Annotated in this window: 18 protein-coding genes and 2 tRNA genes; 10 read left to right on the top strand and 10 right to left on the bottom strand. The window is 67.3% G+C overall.

The features are described 5' to 3' along the window. Positions 1-21: 21 nt before the first annotated feature. Positions 22-504, bottom strand: coding sequence for a hypothetical protein (locus CXQ90_RS18750; protein ID WP_104140864.1), 483 nt, complete (start codon positions 502-504; stop codon positions 22-24). 10 nt (positions 505-514) lie between these two features. Beyond that, positions 515-1,933, bottom strand: a complete 1,419-nt coding sequence (locus CXQ90_RS18745) for a phosphomannomutase/phosphoglucomutase (RefSeq protein WP_104140863.1) — start codon at positions 1,931-1,933, stop codon at positions 515-517. Between the two features lie 151 nt (positions 1,934-2,084). On the opposite strand from CXQ90_RS18745, the gene CXQ90_RS18740 reads away from it, so the two are divergent. Further along, complete coding sequence (locus tag CXQ90_RS18740) at positions 2,085-4,301, top strand: ATP-dependent DNA helicase RecQ (protein ID WP_104140862.1); 2,217 nt, start codon at positions 2,085-2,087, stop codon at positions 4,299-4,301. Here the strand turns inward: CXQ90_RS18740 and CXQ90_RS18735 are convergent. From CXQ90_RS18735 to CXQ90_RS18720, 4 genes are all read right to left on the bottom strand, one after another. Then, positions 4,246-5,733 carry an MFS transporter gene (locus CXQ90_RS18735; RefSeq protein WP_104140861.1) on the bottom strand — a complete coding sequence of 496 codons (1,488 nt, stop codon included), beginning with the start codon at positions 5,731-5,733 and terminating at the stop codon, positions 4,246-4,248. The genes CXQ90_RS18740 and CXQ90_RS18735 overlap by 56 nt on opposite strands. After that, positions 5,730-7,340 (bottom strand): NAD(P)/FAD-dependent oxidoreductase, encoded by a 1,611-nt coding sequence (locus CXQ90_RS18730; RefSeq protein ID WP_104140860.1) that lies wholly within the window; start codon positions 7,338-7,340, stop codon positions 5,730-5,732. The genes CXQ90_RS18735 and CXQ90_RS18730 overlap by 4 nt, the downstream gene beginning before the upstream one ends. 190 nt (positions 7,341-7,530) lie before the next feature. Then, positions 7,531-7,618: transfer RNA gene (locus CXQ90_RS18725), tRNA-Ser, on the bottom strand. 108 nt (positions 7,619-7,726) lie between these two features. Further along, on the bottom strand, positions 7,727-10,075 hold the full coding sequence (locus tag CXQ90_RS18720; protein ID WP_104140859.1) for a prolyl oligopeptidase family protein: 2,349 nt from the start codon (positions 10,073-10,075) through the stop codon (positions 7,727-7,729). Positions 10,076-10,136: 61 nt separating this feature from the next. On the opposite strand from CXQ90_RS18720, the gene CXQ90_RS18715 reads away from it, so the two are divergent. Beyond that, on the top strand, positions 10,137-12,113 hold the full coding sequence (locus CXQ90_RS18715) for an FAD/NAD(P)-binding domain-containing protein (protein ID WP_104140858.1): 1,977 nt from the start codon (positions 10,137-10,139) through the stop codon (positions 12,111-12,113). Positions 12,114-12,277: 164 nt separating this feature from the next. On the opposite strand, the gene CXQ90_RS18710 is transcribed toward CXQ90_RS18715, so the two are convergent. From CXQ90_RS18710 to CXQ90_RS18700, 4 genes are all read right to left on the bottom strand, one after another. Beyond that, a complete protein-coding gene (locus CXQ90_RS18710; protein WP_104140857.1) occupies positions 12,278-16,855 on the bottom strand; it encodes an ExeM/NucH family extracellular endonuclease in 4,578 nt (1,525 codons plus the stop codon). Positions 16,856-17,145: 290 nt separating this feature from the next. Beyond that, entirely contained in the window at positions 17,146-18,012 is an 867-nt protein-coding gene (locus CXQ90_RS18705) for a VOC family protein (RefSeq protein WP_104140856.1), read from the bottom strand. A 105-nt stretch (positions 18,013-18,117) separates the two neighbouring features. Then, the gene (locus tag CXQ90_RS23065) at positions 18,118-18,249 is read right to left on the bottom strand and encodes a hypothetical protein (protein WP_258064597.1); all 132 of its coding nucleotides are present in this window, start codon (positions 18,247-18,249) and stop codon (positions 18,118-18,120) included. A 261-nt stretch (positions 18,250-18,510) separates the two neighbouring features. Further along, positions 18,511-18,598, bottom strand: a tRNA-Ser gene (locus CXQ90_RS18700). Positions 18,599-18,712: 114 nt separating this feature from the next. Here CXQ90_RS18700 and CXQ90_RS18695 point away from each other — a divergent pair. The 8 genes from CXQ90_RS18695 (at position 18,713) to CXQ90_RS18660 (ending at position 25,700) form a co-directional block, all read left to right on the top strand. Beyond that, positions 18,713-19,696, top strand: a complete 984-nt coding sequence (locus CXQ90_RS18695) for an NAD(P)H-quinone oxidoreductase (protein WP_104140855.1) — start codon at positions 18,713-18,715, stop codon at positions 19,694-19,696. A gap of 145 nt (positions 19,697-19,841) precedes the next feature. Continuing rightward, positions 19,842-20,450 (top strand): PadR family transcriptional regulator, encoded by a 609-nt coding sequence (locus CXQ90_RS18690; RefSeq protein ID WP_104140854.1) that lies wholly within the window; start codon positions 19,842-19,844, stop codon positions 20,448-20,450. A 163-nt stretch (positions 20,451-20,613) separates the two neighbouring features. Continuing rightward, positions 20,614-22,914: a carbon starvation CstA family protein gene (locus tag CXQ90_RS18685; RefSeq protein ID WP_104140853.1), complete on the top strand. Its 2,301-nt coding sequence runs from the start codon at positions 20,614-20,616 to the stop codon at positions 22,912-22,914. A 13-nt stretch (positions 22,915-22,927) separates the two neighbouring features. Then, on the top strand, positions 22,928-23,119 hold the full coding sequence (locus CXQ90_RS18680) for a YbdD/YjiX family protein (protein ID WP_104140852.1): 192 nt from the start codon (positions 22,928-22,930) through the stop codon (positions 23,117-23,119). 11 nt (positions 23,120-23,130) lie between these two features. Continuing rightward, positions 23,131-23,586 (top strand): GNAT family N-acetyltransferase, encoded by a 456-nt coding sequence (locus CXQ90_RS18675; RefSeq protein WP_258064602.1) that lies wholly within the window; start codon positions 23,131-23,133, stop codon positions 23,584-23,586. Between the two features lie 38 nt (positions 23,587-23,624). Then, positions 23,625-24,302, top strand: coding sequence for a bacterial proteasome activator family protein (locus tag CXQ90_RS18670; RefSeq protein WP_104140850.1), 678 nt, complete (start codon positions 23,625-23,627; stop codon positions 24,300-24,302). 7 nt (positions 24,303-24,309) lie between these two features. After that, the gene (locus CXQ90_RS18665; protein ID WP_104140849.1) at positions 24,310-24,753 is read left to right on the top strand and encodes a hypothetical protein; all 444 of its coding nucleotides are present in this window, start codon (positions 24,310-24,312) and stop codon (positions 24,751-24,753) included. Positions 24,754-24,854: 101 nt separating this feature from the next. Continuing rightward, the gene (locus CXQ90_RS18660; protein WP_104140848.1) at positions 24,855-25,700 is read left to right on the top strand and encodes an aldo/keto reductase; all 846 of its coding nucleotides are present in this window, start codon (positions 24,855-24,857) and stop codon (positions 25,698-25,700) included. Positions 25,701-25,707: the final 7 nt, after the last annotated feature.

Genomic DNA, 25,707 nt, shown 5'->3' with positions numbered 1-25,707 from the left:
AGCCAGGCGGGGCCACCCGGTCTAGTCCACCCAGATCGCGGGTTCGTTGGTGTCGGCGGCCAGTTCGCCGAAATCCCATTCACGCGTGGCCTGGTTCGCAGCGTACGGCAGGACCGCCGCGAACACGCCTCCGTCGCGGTGCTCGGTGGCCACGTGGATGGCGTCCGAGCCTTCCTCGACCAGGGTGATGTCGCAGACTATCGCCGCTGCCCGGAAGTCGTCCCGGTTCTGGCGCAGCAGTTCGGTGAGGTCGCTGATCATCTCGTCGGCGTCGAACTCGTCATCCGACCCTGAGTCAGCGTCAGCGGGCGAGACGGCAACAAGCCGGACCTCGCCGTCGTTTTCCACCACCAGCGCGAACGGCAGGAAGCCGCCGTTGCGCTCAAGCTGCTCCTGCGCAGCCCCCATGCCGGTGCCGAGGAGGTTTTCCAGGTCCGCGGCGGTGGATTCCGGCACGGAAGTGCGCCACGACGGCTCCGCCGGGGAGGAAGGGGATTCGGCCATCGTCGCGGTCCTAGAGGCGGACCAGGGCCAGCACGCGGTCGCGCACGCGTTCCATGGTGGCCTGGTCGGTGGCTTCCGCGTTCAGGCGCAGGAACGGTTCGGTGTTGGAGGGGCGCAGGTTGAACCAGTAGCTTCCGTCCGAGGCCGTGAAGGTGCTGCCGTCCAGGTGGTCGACGTCAACGGCGTCGTTCGCGAAATCGGCGCGGACCCGTTCCACGGCGCCGGCCTTGTCCTCGATCTCAGAGTTGATTTCGCCGGAGGAGATGTACGGCTCGTACTCGCGGCCGAGTTCGGACAGCGGGCCGTCCTGTTCGCCCAGGGCTGCCAGCACGTGCATGGCCGCGAGCATGCCGGTGTCCGCATTCCAGAAGTCTCGGAAGTAGAAGTGGGCGGAGTGCTCGCCGCCGAAGACGGCGCCTTCCTTGGCCATGACGGCCTTGATGAAGGAGTGGCCCACGCGGGTGCGGACCGCACGGCCGCCGTCCTGGGCGACCAGCTCGGGCACTGCACGGGACGTCAGCAGGTTGTGGATGATGGTGGGCGTCGCCTCGCCCTGCGCCTTGGCGCGGGCGATTTCGCGGCGGGCCACCATGCCGGTGATGGCCGACGGCGACACGGCATCTCCGTTTTCATCGATGACAAAGCAGCGGTCGGCGTCGCCGTCGAAGGCCAGCCCGATGTCAGCACCGTGTTCGACGACGGCGGCCTGAAGGTCACGCAGGTTCTCCGGCTCCAGCGGGTTGGCCGGGTGGTTCGGGAAGGAGCCGTCCAGCTCGAAGTACAGCGGGACGATGTCAAAGGGAAGCTTCGGCAGCAGGGCGTCGCCGAGCACCGCGGGCGTGGTCAGTCCGGCCATGCCGTTGCCGGCATCCACAACGACCTTCAGGGGGCGGGAACCCGAGAGGTCCACGAGGGTGCGGAGGTATTCGGCGTAACCCTTCAGGACGTCCTGGACGCCGATCTGGCCGCGGGTTTCCGCGACGGGGATGCTGCCCGTGTTCAGGTACTGCTCGGCGAGGGCCTGGATTTCCTTGAGCCCTGTTTCCGAGGAAATGGGAACGGCCCCGGCCTTGGCCATCTTGATGCCGTTGTATTCAGCGGGGTTGTGGCTCGCCGTGAACGTGGCTCCGGCGGCGTTCAGGGCTCCGCACGCGTAGTACAGCTCGTCCGTGGAGATCAGGTCCAGCAGCTGGACGTCGGCTCCGCGCGTGGCGGCGCCGTTGGCGAAAGCCTTGCTGAACTCGGGGGAGGAGGGCCTCATGTCGCCTCCGACCAGGACGGTCTGGCCTTCCAGCCCCAGCACGTCGACGAAGGCCGCTCCGACCGCTTCGACGATCTCGGCAGTGATGGAGTCGCCCACGATGCCGCGGACGTCATACGCCTTGAACGAGGCCGAAAGGTCAAAAGTACGGGTCTGGTCGCTAGTCACGGGACTTATCTTACGGTGAAGCAGGGGGTGGCCCGCGAAACACGGGTCATGGAAGCGTCGCCGGGTGGCGCCGCCGTATTTCGGACCGGCACTTGTCCACATAGACGGATCCGTGCTTGGGAGTGTCAGAGGCGGCTGGGATACTGAATCAATGGCCAATAACCAGCACGCTGCAGTTCTTCCGTCCGTTTCCAGCCTCCCCTCCGGCCCGGCAGCCGGCACAGAACAGGCGGCGGTCTCTGCGACCCGGGGCCAGGCCCTGGAGGTGTTGCGGGGGCTGGTGGGGCACCCGGAAGCCGACTTCCACGACGGCCAGTTCGAGGCCATTGAGGCCCTGGTCGACGCCGGGCGGCGCGCCCTGGTGGTGCAGCGGACGGGCTGGGGGAAGTCTGCCGTCTACTTCGTGGCCTCGCTGCTGCTCAGGCGGCGCGGAGCCGGCCCGACGCTCATCGTGTCACCGCTGCTGGCACTGATGCGGGACCAGGTGGCTGCCGCCGCCCGCGCCGGCGTCCGGGCAGTCGCCATCAACTCCGCCAACCAGCTCGAGTGGGACACGGTGCGCGAACAGCTGGCCGCGGACCAGGTGGACGTCCTGCTGGTTTCACCCGAACGGCTCACCAATCCCGCGTTCCGCGAAACCCAGCTGCCGGAGCTCATCCGCCGCACCGGACTGCTGGTCATCGACGAAGCCCACTGCATTTCCGACTGGGGCCACGACTTCCGGCCGGACTACCGCCGCATCGCGGACCTCATCACGCACCTGCCTGACACTGTTCCGGTGCTGGCCACCACCGCCACGGCCAACTCCCGGGTGGTCCACGACATCGAGGAGCAGCTGGGAGACGGCGTGCTGACCATCCGCGGCGCCCTGGGCAGGGAGTCGCTGCGGTTAGGAGTTCTGACGCTGCCCGATTCGCGCGAGCGGCTCGGCTGGCTGCTGACGCACCTGGCGGACTTGCCGGGCAGCGGGATCATCTACACGCTGACCGTCTCGGCGGCCGAGGACACCGCTCGGCTCCTCGCCGAGGCAGGCCATGAGGTGCTGGCCTACACGGGCCGCACCGACCCCGCAGACCGGGAACGTGCCGAGCAGCTCCTCAAGGACAACCAGGTGAAGGCGCTCGTCGCCACGTCCGCCCTGGGCATGGGCTTCGACAAGCCGGACCTCGGCTTTGTGGTGCACCTTGGAGCGCCGTCCTCCCCGGTGGCCTACTACCAGCAGGTGGGCCGTGCCGGGCGCGGCGCCGCGAATGCCGATGTCCTGCTGCTTCCCGGCTCGGAGGACCGCGAGATCTGGCAGTACTTCGCCACAGCCTCCATGCCGTCGGAGGAGAAGGCCACCGCCGTGCTGACCGCCCTCGCGGAGGCCGGGGCCGCGGTATCCACCGTGGCTCTTGAGGCCCGGGTTGACCTTCGCCGCACGCCGCTGGAACTGCTGTTGAAGGTGCTGTCCGTGGACGGTGCCGTGGAACGGGTGGGCGGCGGCTGGCGGTCCACCGGCGAGCGGTGGACCTACGACGCCGAACGGTACCGCCGCATCTCGGAAGCCCGCGTGGACGAGCAGGACTCCATGGTCATCTACCAGGACACCGCAGGGTGCCGGATGGAATACATCACGTCGGTTCTTGATGATGAGACCGCCTCCGCGTGCGGCCGGTGCGACAACTGTGCGGGCCGGTGGTTCCCCGCGGACATCGCTTCGGCGGCCACCGAGGCTGCGGGGCAGACGCTGAGCCGGGCAGGCATTGTGCTGGAACCGCGGCTACAGTGGCCCAGCGGAATGGACCGGCTCGGAGTGCCGGTGAAGGGGAAAATCAAGCCCGACGAGAACCTCGCCGACGGTCGCGTCCTTGCCAGGCTCACGGACCTGGGCTGGGGCGGGGCGCTGCGGGAGCTCTTTGCTGCGGGGGCCGCGGACCGCACCGTGGATCCCGGCATGCTGCAGGCCTGCGTCCAGGTGCTGCGGGAGTGGGGCGCCGGTGACTCCAGGGTCCCGGGCTGGAGCGGCGCTGGGCGCCCGGCGGCAATTGTCAGCATGCCCTCGCGCAGCCGGCCGGCCCTTGTGGACTCGCTGGCCAGGGGCATCTCGGAGATCGGCCGCATCCCCTACCTCGGGCAGCTGCAGCTGGAGCACGGCGGTCCGACCGGCGGGCGGGGCGGCAACAGCGCCTACCGCCTGGCGGGCGTCTGGGACCGGCTCGCGGTGGGGCAGGAGCTCGGGTCCGCCCTCGCCGGTTTCGGCGGACAGAGCGTCATGCTCATCGATGACCTCGTGGACAGCCGCTGGACCGTCACCGTGGCCGGACGTGCCCTCAGGCGGGCCGGCGCCGGGGCGGTTCTGCCGCTGGCACTTGCCCAGGCCGGCTGACCTCCGCTCCGGCATTCCGATGCAGCATGAGGCTGTCAACGGTGCTGAGCAGCATCAGCACGGCGATGGACAGGAAAGCGCCCCGGTAGGCGGCCACCGCGCCGTGGTCCGCTGTGGAGCCCAGCACGCCGCCCAGGACGGGAGACGAGTCGAAAACGCGGAGGAGCAATGCCCCGACGGCGATTCCGGCCCCGGTCGCGAGCTGGACCATGGTGGCCGAGACGGCGTTGGCCGAGGTCAGCTGGCCGGGAAGGATGTCGGCGTACTGGACTGACGCGTAGGCGGAGTAGCCGATGGAGCGGAACGCCCCGCTGCACACGAGGAGCGCAAAGATCAGCGGCTGCGGCGTATCCGCCGTGAGCAGGGCGCACAATGCGAAGGTCACTGCCGAGGCGAGGGAGGCGAAGACGAGGACGGGCTTGAATCCGAAGCGCCGGATCAGCGGGGTAGTTGCGGGCTTGATGCCGATGTTCCCGATGAAGACCGCCGCCACCATGATGCCCGCGTGCAGGGGGCTCCACCCGAAGCCTTCCTGGAACATCAGGGGAAGCAGAAAGGGCACGGCGCTGATGGTCAGCCGGTAGATGAAGCCGCCGGTGTTTGTTGCCCTGAAAGTCCGCGTGGCAAATACCGTCAGATCGAACAACGGATTGGCTGCCCGCCGCATCCAGACGGCAGCCGCGGCCAAGGCAAGTGCCCCCGCCGCAACGCTGAGCCAAGTCCACGGACCCTCCGGGTGGCCGCTGGCCAGCTCGAGTCCCACCACCAGCGCGCCCACCCCGGCGGTGGTGAGGGCCAGCCCTGCCCAGTCCAGCCGGCGGTGCCGGTCGCCGGGCACGGCCGGAACGAGGCGCAGGGCGGCCAAGAAAGCCGCGGCGCCGAGAGGCAGGTTGATCAGGAAGATCCAGTGCCAGGACAGATAGGTTGTCAGCGCACCGCCGACGAGCGGCGCCAGCACCGGCGCCAGGAGCCCCGGCCACACCAGGTAGGCGGTAGCCCGAAGCAGTTCCGCCTTGGGCGTCCCGCGAAGCACCACGAGGGTACCCACGGGGACCATCATTGCCCCGCCGATGCCTTGCAGGACGCGGCTCAGCGTCAGCATGGTCAGGTCCTGGCTCGCCGCGCAGAGCAGGGAAGCAACCGTGAAGACGGCAATGGCCAGGCAGAAGACGCGCCGCGCACCGAGCCGTTCGGCCAGCCAGCCGCTGAGCGGGATGCCCATGGCCACCGTCATCAGGTAGGCGGTCATGGTGATGTTGACGCTGGCGGCCGGTACGCCGAAGTCACCGGCGATGCTGGGGATCGCCGTGGTCAGCACTGTCCCGTCCAGGAATTCCATGAAGAACGTGGCGGCCACCAGCAAGGCGAGCCTCGGGTTCCACGGCTGGGCTGCCGCGGGTTCCTGCCGCGAGGCGCCCGCTTCCCCGCTCATGAGCCCCGTGCCAGTTCCAGGACGGCCATGGCGGCGTTGTGGCCGGCTATTGCGCTGACTGCCCCGCCCCGGCGTGCCCCGGAACCGCACAGCAGGATGCGGTCATCGCCGGTGGCAACGCCCCAGCGCCGGGCCGGGGTGTCCAGCGGCGTGCCGTCATCCACGAACGGCCAGTCCAGGCCGCCGTGGAAGATGTTGCCGCGCGGCATGCCGACGGCCCGCTGGATGTCCAGGGTGGTCTTGGTTTCGATGCAGGGGCTCCCGTCCGGTGCCGTCAGAAGGAGGTCCTCGATGGGCTCTGCCAGCACGGAGTTCAGGGAGCTGAGCACCGCCGCTTGAAGTTCGGCGCGTCGCGCGTCGTTGTTCGCTTCGGTGATGAGGCGGTCCGGGACGTGGAGTCCGAACACGGTCAGGGTCTGGGCTCCGGCCGCCTGCAACTCCGGCGACAGGATGGTGGGATCCGTCAGCGAGTGGCAGTAGATCTCGCAGGGCAGGGGCCGGGGAATGGCGCCGGATTCGGCTGTCCGGTAGGCCTTGTCCAGCTGGTCCCAGGTCTCGTTGATGTGGAAGGTGCCGCCGAAGGCCGCTTCCGGACTGACCGTCTGGTCCACTAGCCGCGGGAGCCTCTTCAGCAGCAGGTTCACCTTGACCTGGGCCCCTTCGCGCGAGTGGTTGGGGTTCGGGTCCTCCTGGCTGGAAACGGTACCGCCTGTCCTCAGCCTCGCCAGAACGGCGGGGGCCACGTTGGCGAGGACCCAGCTGGCAGCGGCCATCCGGTCCTCGCCGTCGCGCGTATACGTCACCGTTCCCGAGGGATCGATTCCGGTCACCTCCGCGCCGGTGAGAACCGTGGCTCCTGCTTCCCGGGCGGCCCGTTCCAGCTCGCCGGACACCGAACCCATGCCGCCGACCGGGACATCCCAGTCGCCGGTGCCGCCCCCGATGAGGTGGTAGAGGAAGCAGATGTTCTGCTGCAGGTCTTCGCTCCCGGCCTGCGCGAATGTCCCGATCAGGGCGTCTGTCAGCACCACCCCGCGCACCAGGCCGTGCTGCAGGGATGCGGTGATGGATTCGCCGATGGGCCGCTCCATCACGGCGTTCCAGGCCTCTATTGCCCCGCCTGCCTCCGCCAGCCGCATCGCCTCGGACCTCGTGGGCAGCGGTGACAGCATGGTGGGCCACAGGGCCTCGGTCAGTTTGCGGCAGCTGGCGTAGAACGCGTCGAAGGCCTCGGCCTCACCGGCTGGAGCGCCAATGGCGGTGAAGGAGGCGGCAGTGCCGCCGGCGTCTCCGTTGTCGACGAGAAGGCCGCGGCCCGGGGACGACGGGTCGGGGGCGTAGGAGGAATACCGGCGGCGGGCCAGCCGGATGTCCAGGCCGAGGTCGTCGATGATCTGCCGCGGCAGGAGGCTGACCAAGTATGAGTAGCGGGACAGGCGGGCGTCGACGCCGTCGAACGCCTGGGCGGAAACGGCGGCACCGCCGGCGTGGCCGAGCCTCTCGAGCACCAGCACCCGCTGCCCGGCCCGGGAAAGGTAGGCCGCGGCCGCCAGTCCGTTGTGCCCGCCGCCCACGATAATCACGTCGAATGCCTCGTTGCCAGTCATGCGAATATCCTGCCACCGGACAAGCGAGGTCCGCGCCGACCGTCCGCGACCCGGACGGAGGCATGACGGATGCGCGGGGACGGAGGCAGGAGGACGGATGCACGGGGACGGAGCCATGAGAACGGACACACGGGGACGGAGGCATCTGGAAACGCAAAAAGGCCCCGGTCCGAGGACCGGGGCCAAAACGCGGAGACGGGGGGATTTGAACCCCCGGTGGAGTTGTGCCCCACACTTCATTAGCAGTGAAGCCCATTCGGCCGCTCTGGCACGTCTCCAATTGCTATTACTAGCCAACCAAGGATACGCAGAAGCGGCCATTCAGTGCAAAACGGCCGGCACCGGAGCCCGGAGGTGCCAGCCCGGGCAGGGCGGGGACGGCCGGATCAGGCAGTCCCGCCCGCCAGCGAGCGCCAAAGGAAGTGCTGGCTTCGGCTCTGGAGCGCGGCTGCCTGCCGGTTGTCCGACGCCCCGGCATGCCCGCCCTCCAGGGCCTCGTGGAACCACACGTTGGGGATGCCCATGGCCAGCATGCGCGCAGCCATCTTGCGGGCCTGCACCGGGCCCACGCGGTCATCCGAGGTGGCCGTCCAGATGAACGTCTCCGGATAATCCACGCCGTCTTTGAGCAGGTGGTACGGGGAGAAGGTCCTGATGAAATCCCAGTGCTCCGGAACATCCGGGTCGCCGTACTCGGCGATCCACGAGTGGCCGGCCGAGAGTTTCGTATACCGGCGCATGTCCAGCAGCGGCACTCCGCATGAGACGGCGCCGAACAGTTCGGGGTAGCGCGTCAGCATGTTCCCCACGAGGAGCCCGCCGTTGGAGCCGCCCACGCAGCCGAGACGCTCCCGGGAGGTGACGCCCCGGGAGATCAGGTGCCTGGCGACCGCGGCGAAGTCCTCGTAGGCCCGGTGGCGCTTTTCCTGCAGCGCGGCCCGGTGCCACGACGGGCCGTACTCTCCGCCGCCGCGGATATTGGCCACGACGTAGACTCCGCCGCGGCTATGGGCCGGGTGCCCGTCCGCCCCGCCGGTGCCCGAAACGGCGCCGTTGCCCGCAACACCTACCGAGCCCGCATCGCCGCCGGTGCGCCGCTCCAGCCAGGCCCGCCCGATGGCGCCGCTGTACGCCGGGGTCCGGGATACCTCGAAGCCGCCATAGCCGGAGAGCTGGGTGGGGTTTTGCCCGTCGAGCACCAGGCCGCGTGCCGCGACCTGGAAGTACGGCACCTTCGTGCCGTCCTCGGACGCTGCGAAGTGCTGCTGCACCTCGTAGTCGGCCTCGTTGAAGAACGACGGCGACGTCTTGACTACCGCATGGCTGCTCGCCACGCCCGGGGCGAGACCTCCGCCGGCGGGACCTTCGGAGGCGCCGGCGGCAGGGAGGCGCGTGAGCCTGCCGCGAGTCAGCGTGCTGGGCGTTGTGAAACCGGTGGCCACGAGCCAGAAGTCGTCGCCGGCCCCGGCTGGTCCGGCTGAGTGCCTGCCGCCGTCGGAGCCGCCGTCCGCCTCATCTTCGTCGTCCACCGCAAAGGCGTTGACGTCGTGCAGCGGCGGGCAGGCGTCGAGCAGGGTGGAGGCCCACGCGCCGGACCCCGAGCTGTCCTCCGAACCGGGCTGCGCAGGATCCAGCACCCGGATTTCCGAGGAGACGTCCCGCAGCAGGTTCAGCAGCAGGAAGTTCCGTGTCCAGCTCCAGGACTGCAGGGAGGTGTGCTCGTCCGGGGTGAACAGAACCGTCAGCCCGCGCTCACCGGCAAGGAAGCCCTCGAAGTCCGCGGCCAGGAGCGAGCCGGCCGGATAGCTGGTGCCGTCTACTGTCCACTCGGACTGCGGGCGGAAGAGCAGCCAGTCCCGGTGCGCGCTGAGGTTGACATCCGTGGGCACATCGATGGCCACCCAGGAACCGTCCCGGAGCACCGACGTGCTCCGGTTGAAGAAGTCGATCCAGTCCACCGCGAACGTCCGTTCAAACCCGGGCGTGGAGTCGTGGGCCACGATGGCCATCATGTGGTCCTCGGGGATCTCGAAGATCCGGGGTGCATCGGCCAGCGACTGGCCCCGGCGCAGCTTCACGCCGGTGCGTGCGTAGGAGGACGCCGTCCGGGGCAAATCTTCGGCGGTACTGGCGATCAGCAGCGTGTCCGCGTCCAGCCACGAGGCGTTGCCCTTCGCCGTCGGCAGGTCAAAGCCGCCGGCGGCGGCGTCCACGAAACTGAGGGACTCGACGTCGAACTCGCGGTAGCGGTTGGCGTCGCCGCCGTCGGGGGAGAGCGCCACGAGGGCGCGCCGGTAGGGCTGGCCAGGCTCGGGACGGAGGAAGTTCGCCCCGTGGAAGACCCATTCCTCGCCCTCCGCGGCGGCGAGCGCGTCGACGTCGAGCAGCACCTCCCATTCGGGGGCGTCGTTGCAGTAGCTTTCCCAGCTGGTCCGGCGCCACAGTCCCTTCGGGTTCTGCCCGTCCTTCCAGAAGTTGTAGTACCAGTCGCCGCGCTTGTTCACCATGGCGATCTTGTCCGTCGAATCGAGCACCTCAAGGATCTCCCCTTCGAGGCGCGCATAGTCCGCGTCCTCCAGCAGATCCTCGGTGCGGGCATTCTGCTCACGGACCCAGGCCAGCTGCTGCTCACCGTAGATGTCCTCAAGCCAGATGTTTTCGTCGGTGGGCTCCGGCGCGGCTCCGGGGGGAACGGCGCCGGACGCGGGGGCGGAATCAGCTGCGGTGGTGGTCATCGCCCCATCCAAACAACATCCCGGCTCAGCTAGCAAGTCACATGCCGATACTCTGGATGCCGTGGTCACAACGCAAAGCATCCGAACGGCACTGATAGGCGCCGGTCCCAGGGGTGCCAGCGTGCTGGAACGGCTTCTCGCCAACTGGGCCGCCGCAGGTCCGTCCGGGTCCGACCCGGCTGCTCCTTCGGTCCCCGGAAGCGCTGAGGCGGCGCCCAGGCTGCACATCGATGTGATCGATCCCTACCCCGCCGGCCCGGGCCACGTCTGGCAGCCCGGCCAGTCGCGGCTGTACCTGATGAACACCCAGTCGTTTTACCCCACACTCATCCCGGAGGACCCCAGCCTCGCCGCCCCGGTGGCCGGCACCACGTTCGACCGCTGGCGGGCCCGCCAGCAGCACGACCCCCTCCCGTCGCTGACCGAGGATGAACGCGCGGAGCTCGCGGTGCTGGGGTCCCGCGACTTCCCCAGCCGCGCGCTCTACGGCCGGTACCTGCGCTCCACGTTCGAGGAGCTGCTGGCCGCACTGCCCGACGGCGTCACCGTCGCGGTCCACGAATCGTCGGCCACCGCAGTGCGCCCGGCGCCGGACGGCACGTTCGACGTCGTGCTGGCCGGCGGCGCTACCCTCGCCGTGGATTCAGTGGTGCTCGCACTGGGCCACCTGGCGTCCCGCCTCAGCCCCGAGCAGCGCCAGCTGCAGGCGGCGGCCGGCCAGCTGGGCCTCCGCTACCTTCCGCCTGCCGTCCCTGCCGACGTCGACTGGTCTGTCATCCCCGCGCAGGAACCGGTGCTGGTCCGCGGGATGGGGCTGAACTTTTTCGATGTCATGGGCCAGCTCACGGAGGGCCGCGGCGGGAAATTCGTGGACGCCGGCGACACCCTGGAGTACCTGCCCTCGGGCCAGGAACCGCTGATTATCGCGGCGTCCCGGCGCGGAACCCCGTACCGTTCCAAGGCCACCCTCGACGGCTACTATCCGGCGTTGGTCACGTTGAGGTACTGCACGGAGGGCGCCCTGAAGCGGTTTGCGGCGGCGGGAATCATCCCGGCCTTCGACCACGATCTCTGGCCCCTCCTGCACCGTGACGCGCTCTGGGCCTACTACACCACGCTGGTGCGCTCGCAGCCCGGCGTGGTGCAGGATCCGGCGACGTTCCTGGATGAGCTCGATGAGGCCCTTCACCCGCACGCGCACAGCACGGGCAGGTGGGAAGACGACTTCAACGCCGTCATTGCCGGGCATGTTCCCCCCGCCAACAGGCTGGACCTGCGCAGCCTCGCGGCGCCGCTGGCCGGCCGGTCCTTCGGGTCCCGGGCGGAGCTGGACGCCGCCGTCGTCGACTATCTTCTCGACGACGCCCGCCGTTCGGCGCTGGGCGAGGACGACCCCGTCAAGATGGCCATCGGCGCGCTGCACCACGGACGCGCCGTGCTGAAATCAGTGGTGGCCGACGGCGGCATCACCGACGAGTCGTGGGTCGCCGGGCTGCGTGGCTGGTTTGAGTCGTTCGTGGAAGGCCTGGCCAGCGGCCCGCCGGCGCTCCGGGCGGAGCAGCTGGCGGCGCTCGCCCGCGCCGGCGTGGTCAGCTTCGTGGGGCCGGACCCCAAGTTCAGGTTGGACCGGGGCAAGGGCGTCTTCACGGCGGCCTCGCCGTGGGTCCACGACGGCGCCGCGGAGGCGCGGACCATGGTCGAGGCCCTGGCGCCGGCCAACCGCGTGGCCGTTAACGAGTCGCCACTGCTGGAGCAGCTGCTGGCGGACGGTCTGGTGCGCCCGCGGACCATGATGACGGTCGAGGGTACTCCGGTGCAGGCCTCGGGGCTGGACGTCAGCCCACATCCCTACCGCCCTGTGGCCGCCAACGGCGACGTCGCCGAACGCCTTTTCGTGCTGGGCCTGCAGCTCTCGGCCGCGCAGTGGGGGACGGCCATTGCGGCCGAAGCCGTCCAGCAGGCCGGACCCGTCTACGCGAGCGGCCAGCGAACCCTGCGCGACGCGGACGAGATCGCCCGCGCCATCCTCGGCGCCTGAGCCAACCCTCTCCCGCTTCCTACCGGACGCGCCGGGACCCTCTGTCACTTCCTGCCGTCCGAATCAGAACCCGCTGGCTCCGCGCCAGGAGCGGAAACAGGAATGCTCCCCTGCTGCATGACCTGGGCCAGCAGCGGGGGAGCATTCCTATTTGGGGACGGAGACTAGCCTCTCAGGCATTTCCGGTACTCGCTCCACGCGACGGCGTACCGGATCCAGCCGGCGACGTCGTACCACTTGGCGGGCGGAACGGGCTCCGTGCATAACGGCGGGACCGGCCCGTCTGCAACGACCTGAACGGCGGCTTTGACCACTGTCCCCGACTCGGCCGCGGTGAGCGTCAGCGTGCCCGCCCCGGCGGCGGCCTGGGCCGGCACCGGGAGGTTTACTGTGGCGGCCCCGGAAGCCACGGCAACCGTGCCCAGCGGGGTGGACGTGCCGTCAGCGTCCGTGAACACCGCAGTCAACGACTTGTTGGCCGGGCTGCCCAGCGAGGTCAGATCCAGCTTCGAGACTCCGAGCGTCATGGCGTCGCCGCCCTTGACCGCCGCCGGCGTCGTGTTGACCACGGACACGGTGCGCCGGGCAAAGTCCGGGGACACCGGATTGTGGTCCTTCAAGTATTTGATCCAGGCGTCGCGGTCCACGAGGCCTGAGTCCTTGGTGCCGGCGCCGTCCTTGAAGATCCGGAAGTTGTCACCGCCGGTGGCCAGGAAGCTGAACGTGCCGATCCGGTAGGACTTGGCCGGATCAACCGGTTCGCCGTTCACCCGGATCGCCGTGATGCGGTCTCCCGCGGCGCGGGCGGCGTCGTAGGTGTAGTTGACGTTCTTGGACAGGCCCAGCTGCTGGTACGCGCGGCTGGGGACGCTGCCGTCGGCGTTGGTCTGCCACTGCTGCTCCAGGAGCGTCTTGAACTGTGCGCCGCTGAGGGATGTGGTCCACAGGTTGTTCACGAACGGCAGGACCGAATTGGCTTCGGCGTACGTGATGGTGCCGTCGGGTGCGAAGTACAGCTCGTTGCGCAGGCCGCCGGGATTGACGACGCCGATTTCGGCCCCGCCCAGTTCCGGCGCCTTGAGCGCATCCACGAGGGAGTCCGCCACGAGGTTGCCCAGGGTGGACTCGCTGGCGCGGTCGTCCCGCTTCGCCGGAGTGGTGTCCGTGGCGGGGGTGAAGGCCGTGGTGATATCGGCGGTCACTTTGCCCACCGGCTGGTTGCCGATTTCCGCGGCCTCTGCGAGAGCCTCCTTGACGATCGCATCGACGGCGGCGACCCTCGGATAGGCCGCCACGAGGTCCGCGGCGGCGTCCGTGGTGCGCCGGACGTTGCCCGCCTTGTAGCCGGTGACGGCCTTCGTCCTGGTGTCGACGGTCAGCTGGATCTGGCCGATGTTCTCGCCGTAGTTACCGGTCTGCACAATGGGGCGGGTCTTGCCCGGAACACCGGGAACCGGTGCGTCCCAGGCGTATTCCTTGTGCGTGTGGCCGTTGAAGATGGCGTCCACATCGGCGGACGTTGCTGTCACCAGCTTGGCGAAGGGGCCGCCGGCTGCGACCTCCTGCTCCAAAGTGGCGCCGTCCGGCGTTCCGGACCCGGCGCCGTCGTGGTTTTCCACGACGATGACGTCGGCCAGGTGCTCAGCCTTGATTCTGGCCGCGACGCGGTTGATGGCGTCGACGGGGTCGCCGAACTCAAGATCAGTGATCCCGGCAGGAGTGACGAGGGACGGCACTTCCTGCGTCACGGTGCCGATGACGGCCACCTTGATGCCGCTCATCTCGAGGACGGTGAACTCCGGAAGAGCGGGTTCCGAGGTGCCCTTCTTGTAGACGTTGGCGCCGAGGTAGGGGAACTTTGCGTTGCTGCCGCCAGCAGCGATGCGGTCGCGCAAGTCGGCCCAGCCGCCGTCGAACTCGTGGTTGCCCACTGCGGAGGCCTTCAGCTCCAGCGTGTTCAGGACGTCGATGGTGGGCTGGTCCCTGGCGACGGAGGACGCGAACAGCGAGGCCCCGATGTTGTCACCAGCGGAGAGGAAGGCGGTGGCCCCGGGCGCGGCGGCGGCGCGCAACTTCTCGATGGTTCCGGCGAACAGCACCGTGTTGGTGTCGATGCGGCCGTGGAAGTCGTTGATGCCGAGGAAGTTCAAGTCCACGGTGGCCGGTGTGACAGGTGCGGCAGGCAGGTCCAGGCCCACCACCACGGGGTCGTGGTCGCTGGCCCGGTACGGGTCCGGAACATAGTAGTTGGTCACATTGTTGTTATACCTGCTGTATTCCAGCGCCACTGACTCCACGGAGTTGATGTTCCAGATGTCGGCTCCCGTCACCACTGCATCGGCGGCCGGGGAGGCCAGGATGTGGTCCAGTGAACCCACCAGCCCGCCGAAGAGATACGAGTGCTTGGCGCTGCCGTCGGCGTTCCTGGCTTTCCCGTCCTGGTTCACGTAACCGGCTGCGGCGAGGACGTTCATGGGATCTTCTTTGGCGTAGGCATTGAAGTCGCCCATCAGGAAGACCTTGTCCGTGCCCTTGGACGTTTTCAGTCCGTCGGCGAAGGCCAGCAGGGACTTGGCCTGCGCCGTGCGGGCCATGTTGGAGGCGCCCTGGCCCTTGTCAGCGTCATCAGGAGTCGCTGCCGACCCCTTGGACTTGAAGTGGTTGGCGATCGCGATGAACTTCTTGTCATCTGCGGCGCCCGCCGGCTTGAAGACCTGGGCCAGCGGCTTCCGGGCAGCGGCAAAGGCCGCGGTGTCGTTGTGAATCATGGATTCGCCGACCGGTTCCGCTGCGGCCTTCTTGAAGATGAATGCCGTGCGGATCATGTCCTCGTCCGCCAGCGGGGGAGCGTTGGCGGGGGTGCGGACATAGTCCCAGATACCCGGGGTGGCTATGTTCAGCGCCTCCACCAGCTTGGCCAGGGCGTCGTCGCGGTTCTTGCCAAACTGGGCCGAGTTTTCAACCTCCATGAGGGAGACCACGTCGGCGCCGGTTTTGGTGATGGCCGCGACGATCTTGTCCTGCTGGCGCTGGAGGTTCGCGGCGTTCGCGGCGCCCCGGACGTTGCACCCGTCCTTGACGGTAATCGGGTTACCGTCGCGGTCCGTGTAGAAGGTGCAGCCGGGGATCTGGTCCCCGGTGGTCGGAAAGTAGTTCAGCACATTGAACGAGGCCAGCTTCAGGTTGCCTCCCACAGCCGCCGGGGCAGCCCCACGGGTAGGGCCGAAGCTTGCGGGCTGGACGGTGTCCGCGTTGGCTGGCCTCAGGTGGGTCAGTGGCTGGAACTTCCAGGCGTTGTTGGCGAAGCCGAGCACCACGTTGGTCTTGAAGGTCACCGGAGAACCCACGCGGACGTGATCCGAGACGGTCAGGTAGGGCAGCGGCTGGGCCTTGGACGCGGCGTCCTTGAGGAAGTTGGTGCTGGCGCCGTCGTCGAGCTTGATGGCGCGGGCGGCATTATCAGCAACAGTGGCCGCGTATTCGGCGGAGCCGTAGGCAGCGACGGCGGTGGGCTGTTCCAGCGGTGTAGTTCCGCCGGCCAGGCCGACCTCGCCGTACTGGTTCAGCGCATAGTTGTCGGTGACCGTCACGGGCCCCTGCGGTGCCAGCAGCATCGCCTCGAGGGATTCGCGGAAGGCTTCGCCGGCCGGAAGGGCAAAGCCGGTGGCCTTGACCTCCGGCCCCGCCTCGGTGAGCTTTTTCAGGTCTGCGGCGGCCGCAACGGTTACCTGGGTCATGTTAAAGAATTCCGAGACGGTGCCCGTGATTTCGACGTAGTCGCCGATTTGAACAGAGCTGACCGTGGACGGCGAGTAGACGAAGACAGCGTCCGACGCCGTGTGGTTGGCCGGCGTCAGGTCCCCGCCGGTTCCGGCGGTCTGGAGGTAGAAGCCGGCAAAGCCGCCGGTCGGAAAAGTCGCCGTGACCTTGCCGCGCGTGGTGACGGACGATCCGGCGAGCGGGCTCGCCGAGCCAGTGCCCTGGATTTCTGCGATGGTCCTGACAGCGGGCGGCGTGACCGGCCCCGGATCCACCGGCCCCGGATCCACCGGCCCGGGCTCCACCGGGCCGGGGTTTCCGGTGCCATTGGCCGCCTTCGGCGTGATGCCGGCGCCGAGCGTGAAGTCCGCGGAGTTGTTGTTGCTGTCCGCGCCGTTGCTGCGGTTAAGGCTCTTCACGTCCCCGGTGCCCGCCGGTGCGGTGGAAGCCTGCGTTTCAAAGGTGTTGGAGGAACCATAGCCGAGGAGATCGGCCACATTTTCCGGCTCAACGACCGAGCCGGTGGCAAGGGGGTTGATTGCCGTGGGCTGTGTGGCGAGGACGACTGTTCCGCCCCCTGCGGCGGGGTTGAATCCGGTGGCCACGACGTCGGCAGCGGGGAGGTCCAGGCCCGAAGTTCCGTTGCTGCCGCCCTTGAGCAGGTAATAGCCCCGGGCGGGAACGGTGCCCGTCAGCGGGGTGACGGTGCTCGGAACACCCGTGCCTCCGCTGGAGCGGTACTGGAGGGACCAGCCGTCCAGTGACACCGCGGCTTCGGAAGCGTTGTAGAGCTCGATGAATTTGTTCTTGTAGGCAGCCCCGGTGCTGCCGCCGTTGACGTAGGCCTCGTTGATGATGACGGGTGATGATCCTGCAGCGGCCGGCGAGACCTCCACTGCAACGGCGGGGACAGCCATCAGCGGGGCAATGAGCCCCGCGGACAAGGCTGCGCCCAGCGTGAATTTCCAAGGTGTACGGTGCATCCGCTCTGGCTTTCACTAAGGTGTCCCTGGTAAGGGACCCGATGGAATTGACGGGGTAGAACCAACAGAAGTGCCGGCTCCGCGTTGTGGTGAAGCGGTTTCCGGCACATCACAGCAGGGCTGGATGAACGCAAGGTTGATGGTGCGTGCATGTGGCGGAACGCTCCCCAGGGGAACGCCCGCTCCCGGCCAGCACAAAGACTACCGGCCGGTAGCTTCCAGGGAAGCGACCGGCCGGTATGTGTTCGGTGAATTTACTTTGGGGCGGAAGGGCTCACGCCCCGGCGATCTCAGGCGCCCGCGGTCTGTGCGCCTGCGGTGGGCTGCGCGACGGCCTCGGCCGACTGTTCAGCCACGGCATCGGACTGGGCCTCAGCGCCCTGGCCGGTGTCCTGGATGATCTTGAACATGGCGCCGGTGGGATCAGCCAGGGTGGCCAGCCGTCCGAAGGGCGTATCGTCCGGTCCGTCCACGAGGGTTGCACCCATGCCAACGGCCTGCTCGATGGACGCGTCGGTGTCCTCCACGGCGAAGTAGATCTGCCAGTTGGACGGGACCTCGGCGGGAAGATAGCCGGACGCATCCATGATGCCGGCCTTCGCCTCCCGGCCAGCGCCCAGGGTGGTGTAGCGGAACTCGGGCGTATCACTCATGACCTCGGTGTCCCATCCGAAGACGTCCTCATAGAACTTCACGGCAGTTGCGTAGTCCTTGGTGTGAAGCTCGTGCCAGGCAGGTGTGCCGGGTTCGGCGACAAGCTCGTAGCCGCGCATTTCACGCGGCTGCCAGACGCCGATCGCGGCACCGGAGGCATCTCCGAAGAATGCCATGTGGCCCTGTTCCGGAATATCCATGGGCTCCATGTAGACCTGGCCGCCGTTGGCCGTGACCGCGGCGGCCGTGGCGGCGGCATCATCGGTGCGCAGGTAGGTGGACCACATGTCCGGCATGCCTGCCTGGTCTTCCTGCTTCTGCATGATTCCCGCAACGGACTTGCCGTTCTTGGCAGCCGTGATGTAGCCGCCGTATTTTTCCTGGTCCCCGGTCTGGAATTCCCAGCCGAACAGTTCGGCATAGAAGCGCTTGGCTTGATCGGGATCGGAGGTCATGAGGTCAATCCAGCATGGTGCGCCGGGCGTGATGTCAGGTGTAGGCATGATCAGCTCCTGGTGTGGTGCGCAGAGAAGTTTCTGCACGTCGTGGCGGTCATGGAGACAGGATCGACACTATGCCGGGGGTGTGACAGTTTCAATGGTCAGGCGTCAGCGCTGGTCCGAATACGACGTTGCCGGTTCCTGGTCGTCGTCCGCTTCGACCCACTCAATGAAGTCTTTCAGGGACATGCACCAGTAGTAATCCGAGTACCTCAGGCTCTGCTTGTCAGATCTACTCATGACGGCGAACCTCCCCCAAATCGCTGCGATGCTGAGGCTCTTTCCCGCTTTCGGAGGAAGGAGTAATGCTGATTCCAGTGAACGCCCTCGGCAGGGGTCTGCGCATGCGTGGCGCGTACTCGTTTTCTGCTGAGCAGGTACTCGGTCTACCTGCTTTTGGAGCAGCCGGCTGCGGGTCTACTTGCCTACGCAGAAGGGCCGGCCGGACCAACCTTTCGATTGGCCCAAACCGGCCCTACTTTGTGCTCTGACTGCACTGCGCGGAAGGTAAGAGATTCGAACTCTTGGTACGGGGTTACCGCACACTGGTTTTCAAGACCAGCTCCTTCGGCCGCTCGGACAACCTTCCCTAACTAGTAGTGTTTCATAGGCAGTTGGCTGCAACAAAAACCGCTGTGTGGCGGTTGCTGCCGGTGCACACTAATTTTGGGGCAGTAATCAGCTAGGAAATCGGGAGTTCTCCATGAAAGCCGTCTACATCTCGGAGCCGGGCGGGCCCGAAAAGCTGGAAGTCCGCGACGTGCCCGCCCCGGTTCCGGGCGAGGGCGAGGTCCTGATCGACGTCGTGGCCGCTGGCCTCAACCGCGCCGACGTGCAGCAGCGGAAAGGCTTCTACCCGCCGCCTCCCGGCGCCTCGGACATTCCGGGCCTGGAAGTTTCCGGCCGCATCGCCGGATTCGGTCCGGGAGTCACCAAACCGTTTTCCATCGGAGACAAGGTGGTGGCCTTGCTGGCGGGCGGCGGCTACGCGCAGCAGGTCGCGGTCCGCTCCGAGCAGGTGGTGAGGATTCCCGACGGCGTCGACCTGGTTACCGCAGCGGCCCTCCCGGAAGTGTCCGCGACTGTGTACTCGAACCTGATCATGACCGCGCAGCTGCAGGCCGGCGAGACCGTCCTGATTCACGGCGCCACCGGCGGCATCGGCACCATGGCCATCCAGTTCGCGAAGGCCATCGGCGCCACTGTCGCCGCAACGGCCGGTACCGACGAGAAGGTCAGCACCGCCAAAGCCTTCCTCGGGGCCGACATCGCCATTAACTATGCCGAGGAGAATTTTGCCGAAAGCCTCCGGACCCAAAACGGCGGCAAGGGTGCGGACGTGATCCTGGACGTCGTTGGCGCCAAGTACCTGCAGCAGAATGTCGATGCCCTCGCAGACTACGGCCGCCTCATCGTCATCGGCCTGCAGGGCGGAGCCAAAGGCGAACTGGATCTGGGACAGCTGCTGCGGAAACGCGCCGCCGTCGTCGCCACAGCTCTCAGGCCGAGGCCGGTCGAAGAGAAGGGCGTGATCATGACGGCCGTACGGGAGTCCGTCTGGCCCCTTATCGCGGACGGGCGGATCCACCCCCTCGTGGCAAAGACGTTTCCGCTGGACCAGGTCCGGGCAGCCCATGAGTACTTCGACACCGGCGACCACGTGGGCAAGATCCTGCTGGTCATGTAGCCGGCGGGCGCCGGCGCCAGCGGCACCGACTGCACCTTATGCATACCCGGTATTGCCCTGACCCTTACGGTCCGATTAGGCTCGGCCCATACGCGGTATGCACAGGGGCCTGGGCGTGCCGCGGCCTTCCTAGCCAAGGAGCAAGATGTCCATCCGCCACAGCCTCCTCGCCCTGTTGCAGGACCAGCCGCGTTACGGCTACCAGCTCCGGGTCGAATTCGAGGACCGCACCGGGTCCACCTGGCCGCTGAACATCGGGCAGGTCTACACCACCCTGGACCGCCTCGAACGCGACGGCCTCGTCAGCAACGACGGCGGCGACGGCGAAGGCCACGTGGTCTACAGCATTACGGCCGCCGGCAAGGCCGAGGTCCGGGGCTGGTTCGCCTCGCCGGTGGAGCGGAGCAATCCGCCGCGGAACGAGCTCGCCATCAAGCTGGCGCTGGCCATCACGCTGCCCGGCGTGGACGTGGCCGCCATCATCCAGGCCCAGCGCGTGGCGTCCATGCGGGCCCTGCAGGATTACACGAAGTCCCGGCGCGATACAGCCGCCAGCCAGCGCCCGGGAGACACGGCCTGGCTGCTGGTGCTGGATTCGCTCATATTCCAGACCGAGGCGGAGGTCCGCTGGCTGGATCTCTGCGAGGCCCGGATGGTCCAGCTCTCGGCGGCCGGAACCCAGGGTGCAGCACGCAAGACGGCCAACGGGGTCACGGAAGAGTCCGCCTTGCTCAACGCGGAGACACGGCGTTGAACCATGACGTCCAGCGGCGCCAACAGCCCCCGTTCACCGCCTCGGCTGCACCGCTTAGCGCTTCGTCCGGCGGCACCTTGCAATTGTGCGTACCGATTGTTGGCGCCCATTGGTAGGGTGCGCTTGAGAGGGTTATCACAATTTTTTATCTCGAGGAGGAGACATGAGCAGCATGCCTGGCGGCAGGGCTCGGACGACGGACGAGGATCTGGAACTGACGCCGGATCCATCGCTGCCGCCGACCGCCGTGGACGATGCCGTCCGTGAAGCGGAAGAGAAAAAGTGGACGCCCACGAAGATTGCGATCTGGGCGGCGATAGCGCTGCTCGGCGGCGTTGCCTGGTTCATGCTCGCGATCATCCGGGGTGAAACGGTGAACGCGATCTGGTTCGTGTTTGCCTCGGTGTGTACCTACCTCATCGGCTACCGCTTCTACTCGAAGGTGATCGAACGCTATATCACCAGGCCCAACGACCGCCGTGCCACCCCAGCCGAATACAAGGCAGACGGTAAAGACTACGTCCGCACGGACCGCAACGTCCTGTTCGGCCACCACTTTGCCGCCATCGCAGGTGCCGGTCCTCTCGTGGGACCCGTCATCGCGGCCCAGATGGGCTACCTGCCGGGCACTATCTGGATCATCATCGGCGTCGTACTTGCCGGAGCCGTCCAGGACTACCTGGTCCTGTTCTTCTCCATGCGGCGCGGAGGCCGCTCGCTGGGCCAGATGGCCCGCGAGGAACTCGGCGTCCTCGGCGGCACGGCCGCCCTCATCGCCACGCTGCTCATCATGGTGATCATCGTCGCGATCCTGGCGCTCGTCGTCGTCAACGCCCTCGGTGAAAGCCCATGGGGCGTCTTCTCCGTGGGCATGACCATCCCGATCGCGCTCTTTATGGGCGTGTACCTGCGCTTCATCCGGCCCGGCAAGGTCTTGGAAGTTTCACTCATCGGCTTCGTCCTGCTCATGGCCGCCATCATCGGCGGCGGGATCGTCGCGGAGACCGAGTGGGGTGCGGCCTTCTTCCACCTGGACAAGGTCACCATCGCGTGGGGCCTCATCGTCTATGGCTTCATCGCCGCGATCCTTCCCGTGTGGCTCCTGTTGGCTCCCCGGGACTACCTCTCCACGTTCATGAAGATCGGCGTCATCGTCATGCTGGCGCTGGCCATCATCGTGGTCCGCCCCGAAATCACCGTCCCGGCCTTCAGCGAGTTTGCCAGCCGGGAAAACGGGCCAGTGTTCCCCGGGGCCCTGTTCCCGTTCCTGTTCGTCACCATCGCCTGCGGCGCGCTGTCCGGCTTCCACGCACTGATCTCCTCCGGCACCACACCGAAACTGATCGAAAAGGAACGCCAGACCCGCCTCATCGGCTACGGCGGAATGCTGATGGAGTCCTTCGTGGCCATCATGGCCCTGGTCGCAGCCATCTCGATCGACCGCGGACTGTACTTCGCCATGAACTCCCCGGCGGCCGTCACTGGTGGCACCGTGGAAACGGCCGCTACCTGGGTCAACAGCCTGGGTCTTGCCGGTGTGAACCTCACGCCGGAGCTTCTGTCGCAGACGGCGGTCAATGTCGGCGAGGAAAGCATTGTGTCCCGTACCGGCGGTGCGCCGACGCTGGCTGTGGGGCTCGCGCACATCATGCAGCAGTTCATCGGCGGCACGGCCATGATGGCGTTCTGGTACCACTTCGCCATCATGTTCGAGGCTCTATTCATCCTGACCGCAGTGGACGCCGGCACCCGCGTGGCCCGCTTCATGCTGCAGGACTCGATCGGCAACTTCGTCCCCAAGTTCAAGGAACACTCCTGGCGCCCGGGAGCGTGGCTCTGCACGGCTGTCATGGTCGGAGCCTGGGGTGCGGTGCTGCTGATGGGCGTCACCGACCCCCTGGGCGGCATCAACACACTGTTCCCGCTGTTCGGCATCGCCAACCAGTTGCTTGCTGCCATTGCCCTTTCGGTCTGCATGGCCATCGCGGCGAAGCGGGGCTCCTTCAAATACCTGTGGATTGTGGCGCTTCCGCTGGCATTTGCCGCTGTTGTGACTATCACCGCCAGCTTCCACAAGATCTTCTCCCCTGTCCCGGCCGTTGGCTACTTCGCCAACAACGCCGCCTTCTCCAGGGCACTGGCGGACGGCAAAGCGGAATTCGGCACCGCAAAGACCGTGGCCGCCATGGAGGCCGTGGTCCGAAACACCATGATCCAGGGGTGGCTGTCGGTGATCTTCGTGGTGCTGAGCATCATCGTCATCATCACGGCGCTGATCGCCACCGTAAAGGCGTTCCGCAACGAGGCTGCCGGCGTTGCCCACCAGGACCATGAGGACCCGCCCGTGGCGTCCAGGGGCTACGCTCCCGCCGGGTTGGTTCCCACGCCGGCCGAGCGGGAACTCATGGCCGAATGGAACAAACTCCCTGCCGAGTCGCGGCTCGAAGAGTCCGCCCACCACTGATGCGGAGACGGCCATGAGCACCTTAGTCGAAGGGTTCCGGGGCTTCGCCCGGTACCTCGGCGGCGTGATGGGGGCGGACGCCTACCGGAAATATCTGGAGCACCATGCCGCCTCCGGTCACCGGGCGCAGCCCATGACCGAGCGGGAATTCTGGCGGGACCGGACCGACCGCCAGGACAGCAACCCGCAGGGCAGGTGCTGCTGACATTGGCAGCCGTGCCCGCCGGGGTCTCGGTGCGGCGGATCGGACCGGAGGACGCCGCAGCGCTGAACGCGCTTGCGGAACATGACAATGTCTTTGACGAGGATCCGGCCACGGCGCCGTCGGGCGCATTGACGCCCGACGGCGCCCGGGACTTCCTGGCGGACCCTTCGGTGCTCTTCTGGCTGGCCGAGTCGGGCGGTCAGGTGGTGGGGTTCCTGCACTGCTACGTGCAGCGCCGCCGGAGTTCGGGCCCTTGGGCGGAACTGTTGCTGATGGAGATGGGAACGCACGCGGACTGGCGCCGGCGGGGGATCGGGCGGGCCATGGTGGCGGTGATGGAAGCGTGGATGAAGGAGCACGGAGTGGCGGAAGTGTGGGTCCCGGCCAACACCTACGCTGTTGGTTTTTACCGCAAGTGCGGCTTCACTGCCGATGAAGGCGAAATCCTGGTCAAGGAGCTTCATTGAGTGGACTCCGCATTCCGGGCTCGTGAGAGTATGAACGCATGAGCGATCCGAAAGACACTCAACCCCGGGCGGCCGAAAATGCCGGTGGTGCCCCGAACGACGGCTTCCAGCCAAGCGACGACGTACTCGTGGAGGGCACAACCCTCGACGGGGACGCTGTCCCCGCGGACGGCGACACACCTTCGGAGCCGGCCAAACCCAGGGGAACAAGCCTGCAGGACCTCGTGGATGAGCCCGCCAAAGTGATGCGGATCGGCACCATGATCCGGCAGTTGCTGGAAGAAGTGAAGGCTGCGCCTCTGGACGACGCCGCGCGGGGCCGGCTGGCGGAGATCCACGAGCGCTCCATCAGGGAACTTGAGGACGGCCTGGCGCCTGAGCTCGTGGCGGAGCTGGCACGGATCAGCCTGCCCTTTCCGGATAACGCCACGCCGTCGGACGCCGAACTTCGGATCGCCCAGGCCCAGCTGGTCGGCTGGCTGGAAGGCCTGTTCCACGGCATTCAAACGGCCATTGCGGCCCAGCACGCTGCCCGCGAGCAGGCCATGGCCCAAATGCAGCTGCGGCAGCTTCCGCCGGGGACTGTCATTGCACCCGGCGTGGTGATCGGCGAAAACGGCGAGCCGCAGCGTGCAAAGGCCCCGCAGCCCGCGGCCGGCACCGCTCAGCCGGGTCGGAAGGAAGACTCCGATCACGGCCCCGGACAGTACCTGTAGGTCTTCTTTGGGCTTTTTCACGGCCGCCAGGCAAGGGCGGAAAGACGACGCCGAACTCGGCAAGGGCCTGTGGCGCCGCGCCCACGACCGCTTTCACCGCGGACTGGACCGCTACCACCAGGTGTTGGAGGGCGTGGAGGACGAGCAGCTCTATGTGGAGCTCGTCGAGGTGGCGAACGAGCTGGCGGAACTGTCTGGCCGTGTGCGCACCGTGTGCGTGGAGGCGCAGCGGCGCTCCCCAAGCGACGGCCTTGATATTCCGCATGCGCTGTCCGGCGTACACCGCGCGCTGTCGAAGGCGGGGAACTCGCTGGCTGCCACTGCGGAGGCAGCGGCGATGCTCCGCCTCGCCGTCGGTCCCGTTCCGGTGGGTGCCGCGTCCGTACGACGCCGTGCCGAAACGGTCTTGGAGCAAGTGGCCGACGCCGAGCGTCTCTTGGCCGAGTCCTGACTCGGGAACCCCGGATATTCCTGGTTCCGCGGCATTAAGCGCCTAGCTTAGCCGCGCCGTACGTGCTGCGCCGGAATGCCGATTGTTGGCAGGATGGGCAGATGACTTCTTCACCAACACTGACATTCAATGACGGCAAGACCATTCCCCAGCTCGGCTACGGCGTGTGGCAGGTTGAAGACGACATCGCCGAAAAGGTTGTCTTCCAGGCCTTCCAGGCGGGCTTCCGCCACATCGATACGGCCAAGATTTACGGCAATGAGTCCGGCGTTGGCCGGGCGATTGCGGGCTCCGGCCTGTCGCACGAGGACATTTTCATCACCACGAAACTCTGGAACGCGGACCAAGGCTACGAATCGACGCTCGCCGCGTTTGAGGAGTCCATGGAGCGCCTCGGCCTGGAGACGCTGGATCTGTACCTGATCCACTGGCTGCAGCCGAAGCAGGACAAGTACGTGGACACTTGGAAGGCCCTGATCGAGCTTCAGAAGCGCGGCCGGGTCAGGTCCATCGGCGTCTCCAACTTCACCGTCGAGGGTCTCCAGCGCATCATCGACGAGACCGGAGTGGTGCCGGCCATCAACCAGGTGGAGCTGCACCCGTTCTTCAACCAGGCCGGGCTCCGGGAGTTCCACGAGTCCAAGGGCATCCTGACGCAGGCTTGGTCGCCGCTGGGCCAGGGCGGCGAGCTTCTCGAGGACCCCACCATCGCCGGCATTGCCGACAAGCACGGCGCCACGCCGGCCCAGGTGGTTATCGCCTGGCACCTCGCGGTCGGGAACGTGGTCATCCCGAAGTCCGTCACCGAGGCCCGGATCCGCGAGAACTTTGAGTCCCTGAACGTCACCCTGGACGCCGAAGACGTCCAGGCGATCAACGGCCTCGACCGCTCCGCAGAAGGCACCGGGCGGATCGGCCCTGACCCTGCGGTCTCTGACTTCGCCTAGCCTGGCT

This window comes from Arthrobacter sp. ZGTC131 (assembly GCF_002929275.1).
Lineage (GTDB): Bacteria > Actinomycetota > Actinomycetes > Actinomycetales > Micrococcaceae > Arthrobacter.
Note: the sequence above shows the minus strand (reverse complement) of the source record. Positions and strands in the feature narration are given on the sequence as shown.

Coding starts and splice junctions, on each gene's coding strand:
- CXQ90_RS18750 (WP_104140864.1), bottom strand. CDS start 504: ATGGCCGAATCCCCTTCCTCCCCGGCGGAGCCGTCGTGGCGCACTTCC.
- CXQ90_RS18740 (WP_104140862.1), top strand. CDS start 2,085: ATGGCCAATAACCAGCACGCTGCAGTTCTTCCGTCCGTTTCCAGCCTC.
- CXQ90_RS18735 (WP_104140861.1), bottom strand. CDS start 5,733: ATGAGCGGGGAAGCGGGCGCCTCGCGGCAGGAACCCGCGGCAGCCCAG.
- CXQ90_RS18730 (WP_104140860.1), bottom strand. CDS start 7,340: ATGACTGGCAACGAGGCATTCGACGTGATTATCGTGGGCGGCGGGCAC.
- CXQ90_RS18720 (WP_104140859.1), bottom strand. CDS start 10,075: ATGACCACCACCGCAGCTGATTCCGCCCCCGCGTCCGGCGCCGTTCCC.
- CXQ90_RS18710 (WP_104140857.1), bottom strand. CDS start 16,855: ATGCACCGTACACCTTGGAAATTCACGCTGGGCGCAGCCTTGTCCGCG.
- CXQ90_RS18705 (WP_104140856.1), bottom strand. CDS start 18,012: ATGCCTACACCTGACATCACGCCCGGCGCACCATGCTGGATTGACCTC.
- CXQ90_RS23065 (WP_258064597.1), bottom strand. CDS start 18,249: ATGAGTAGATCTGACAAGCAGAGCCTGAGGTACTCGGATTACTACTGG.
- CXQ90_RS18695 (WP_104140855.1), top strand. CDS start 18,713: ATGAAAGCCGTCTACATCTCGGAGCCGGGCGGGCCCGAAAAGCTGGAA.
- CXQ90_RS18690 (WP_104140854.1), top strand. CDS start 19,842: ATGTCCATCCGCCACAGCCTCCTCGCCCTGTTGCAGGACCAGCCGCGT.
- CXQ90_RS18685 (WP_104140853.1), top strand. CDS start 20,614: ATGAGCAGCATGCCTGGCGGCAGGGCTCGGACGACGGACGAGGATCTG.
- CXQ90_RS18680 (WP_104140852.1), top strand. CDS start 22,928: ATGAGCACCTTAGTCGAAGGGTTCCGGGGCTTCGCCCGGTACCTCGGC.
- CXQ90_RS18670 (WP_104140850.1), top strand. CDS start 23,625: ATGAGCGATCCGAAAGACACTCAACCCCGGGCGGCCGAAAATGCCGGT.
- CXQ90_RS18660 (WP_104140848.1), top strand. CDS start 24,855: ATGACTTCTTCACCAACACTGACATTCAATGACGGCAAGACCATTCCC.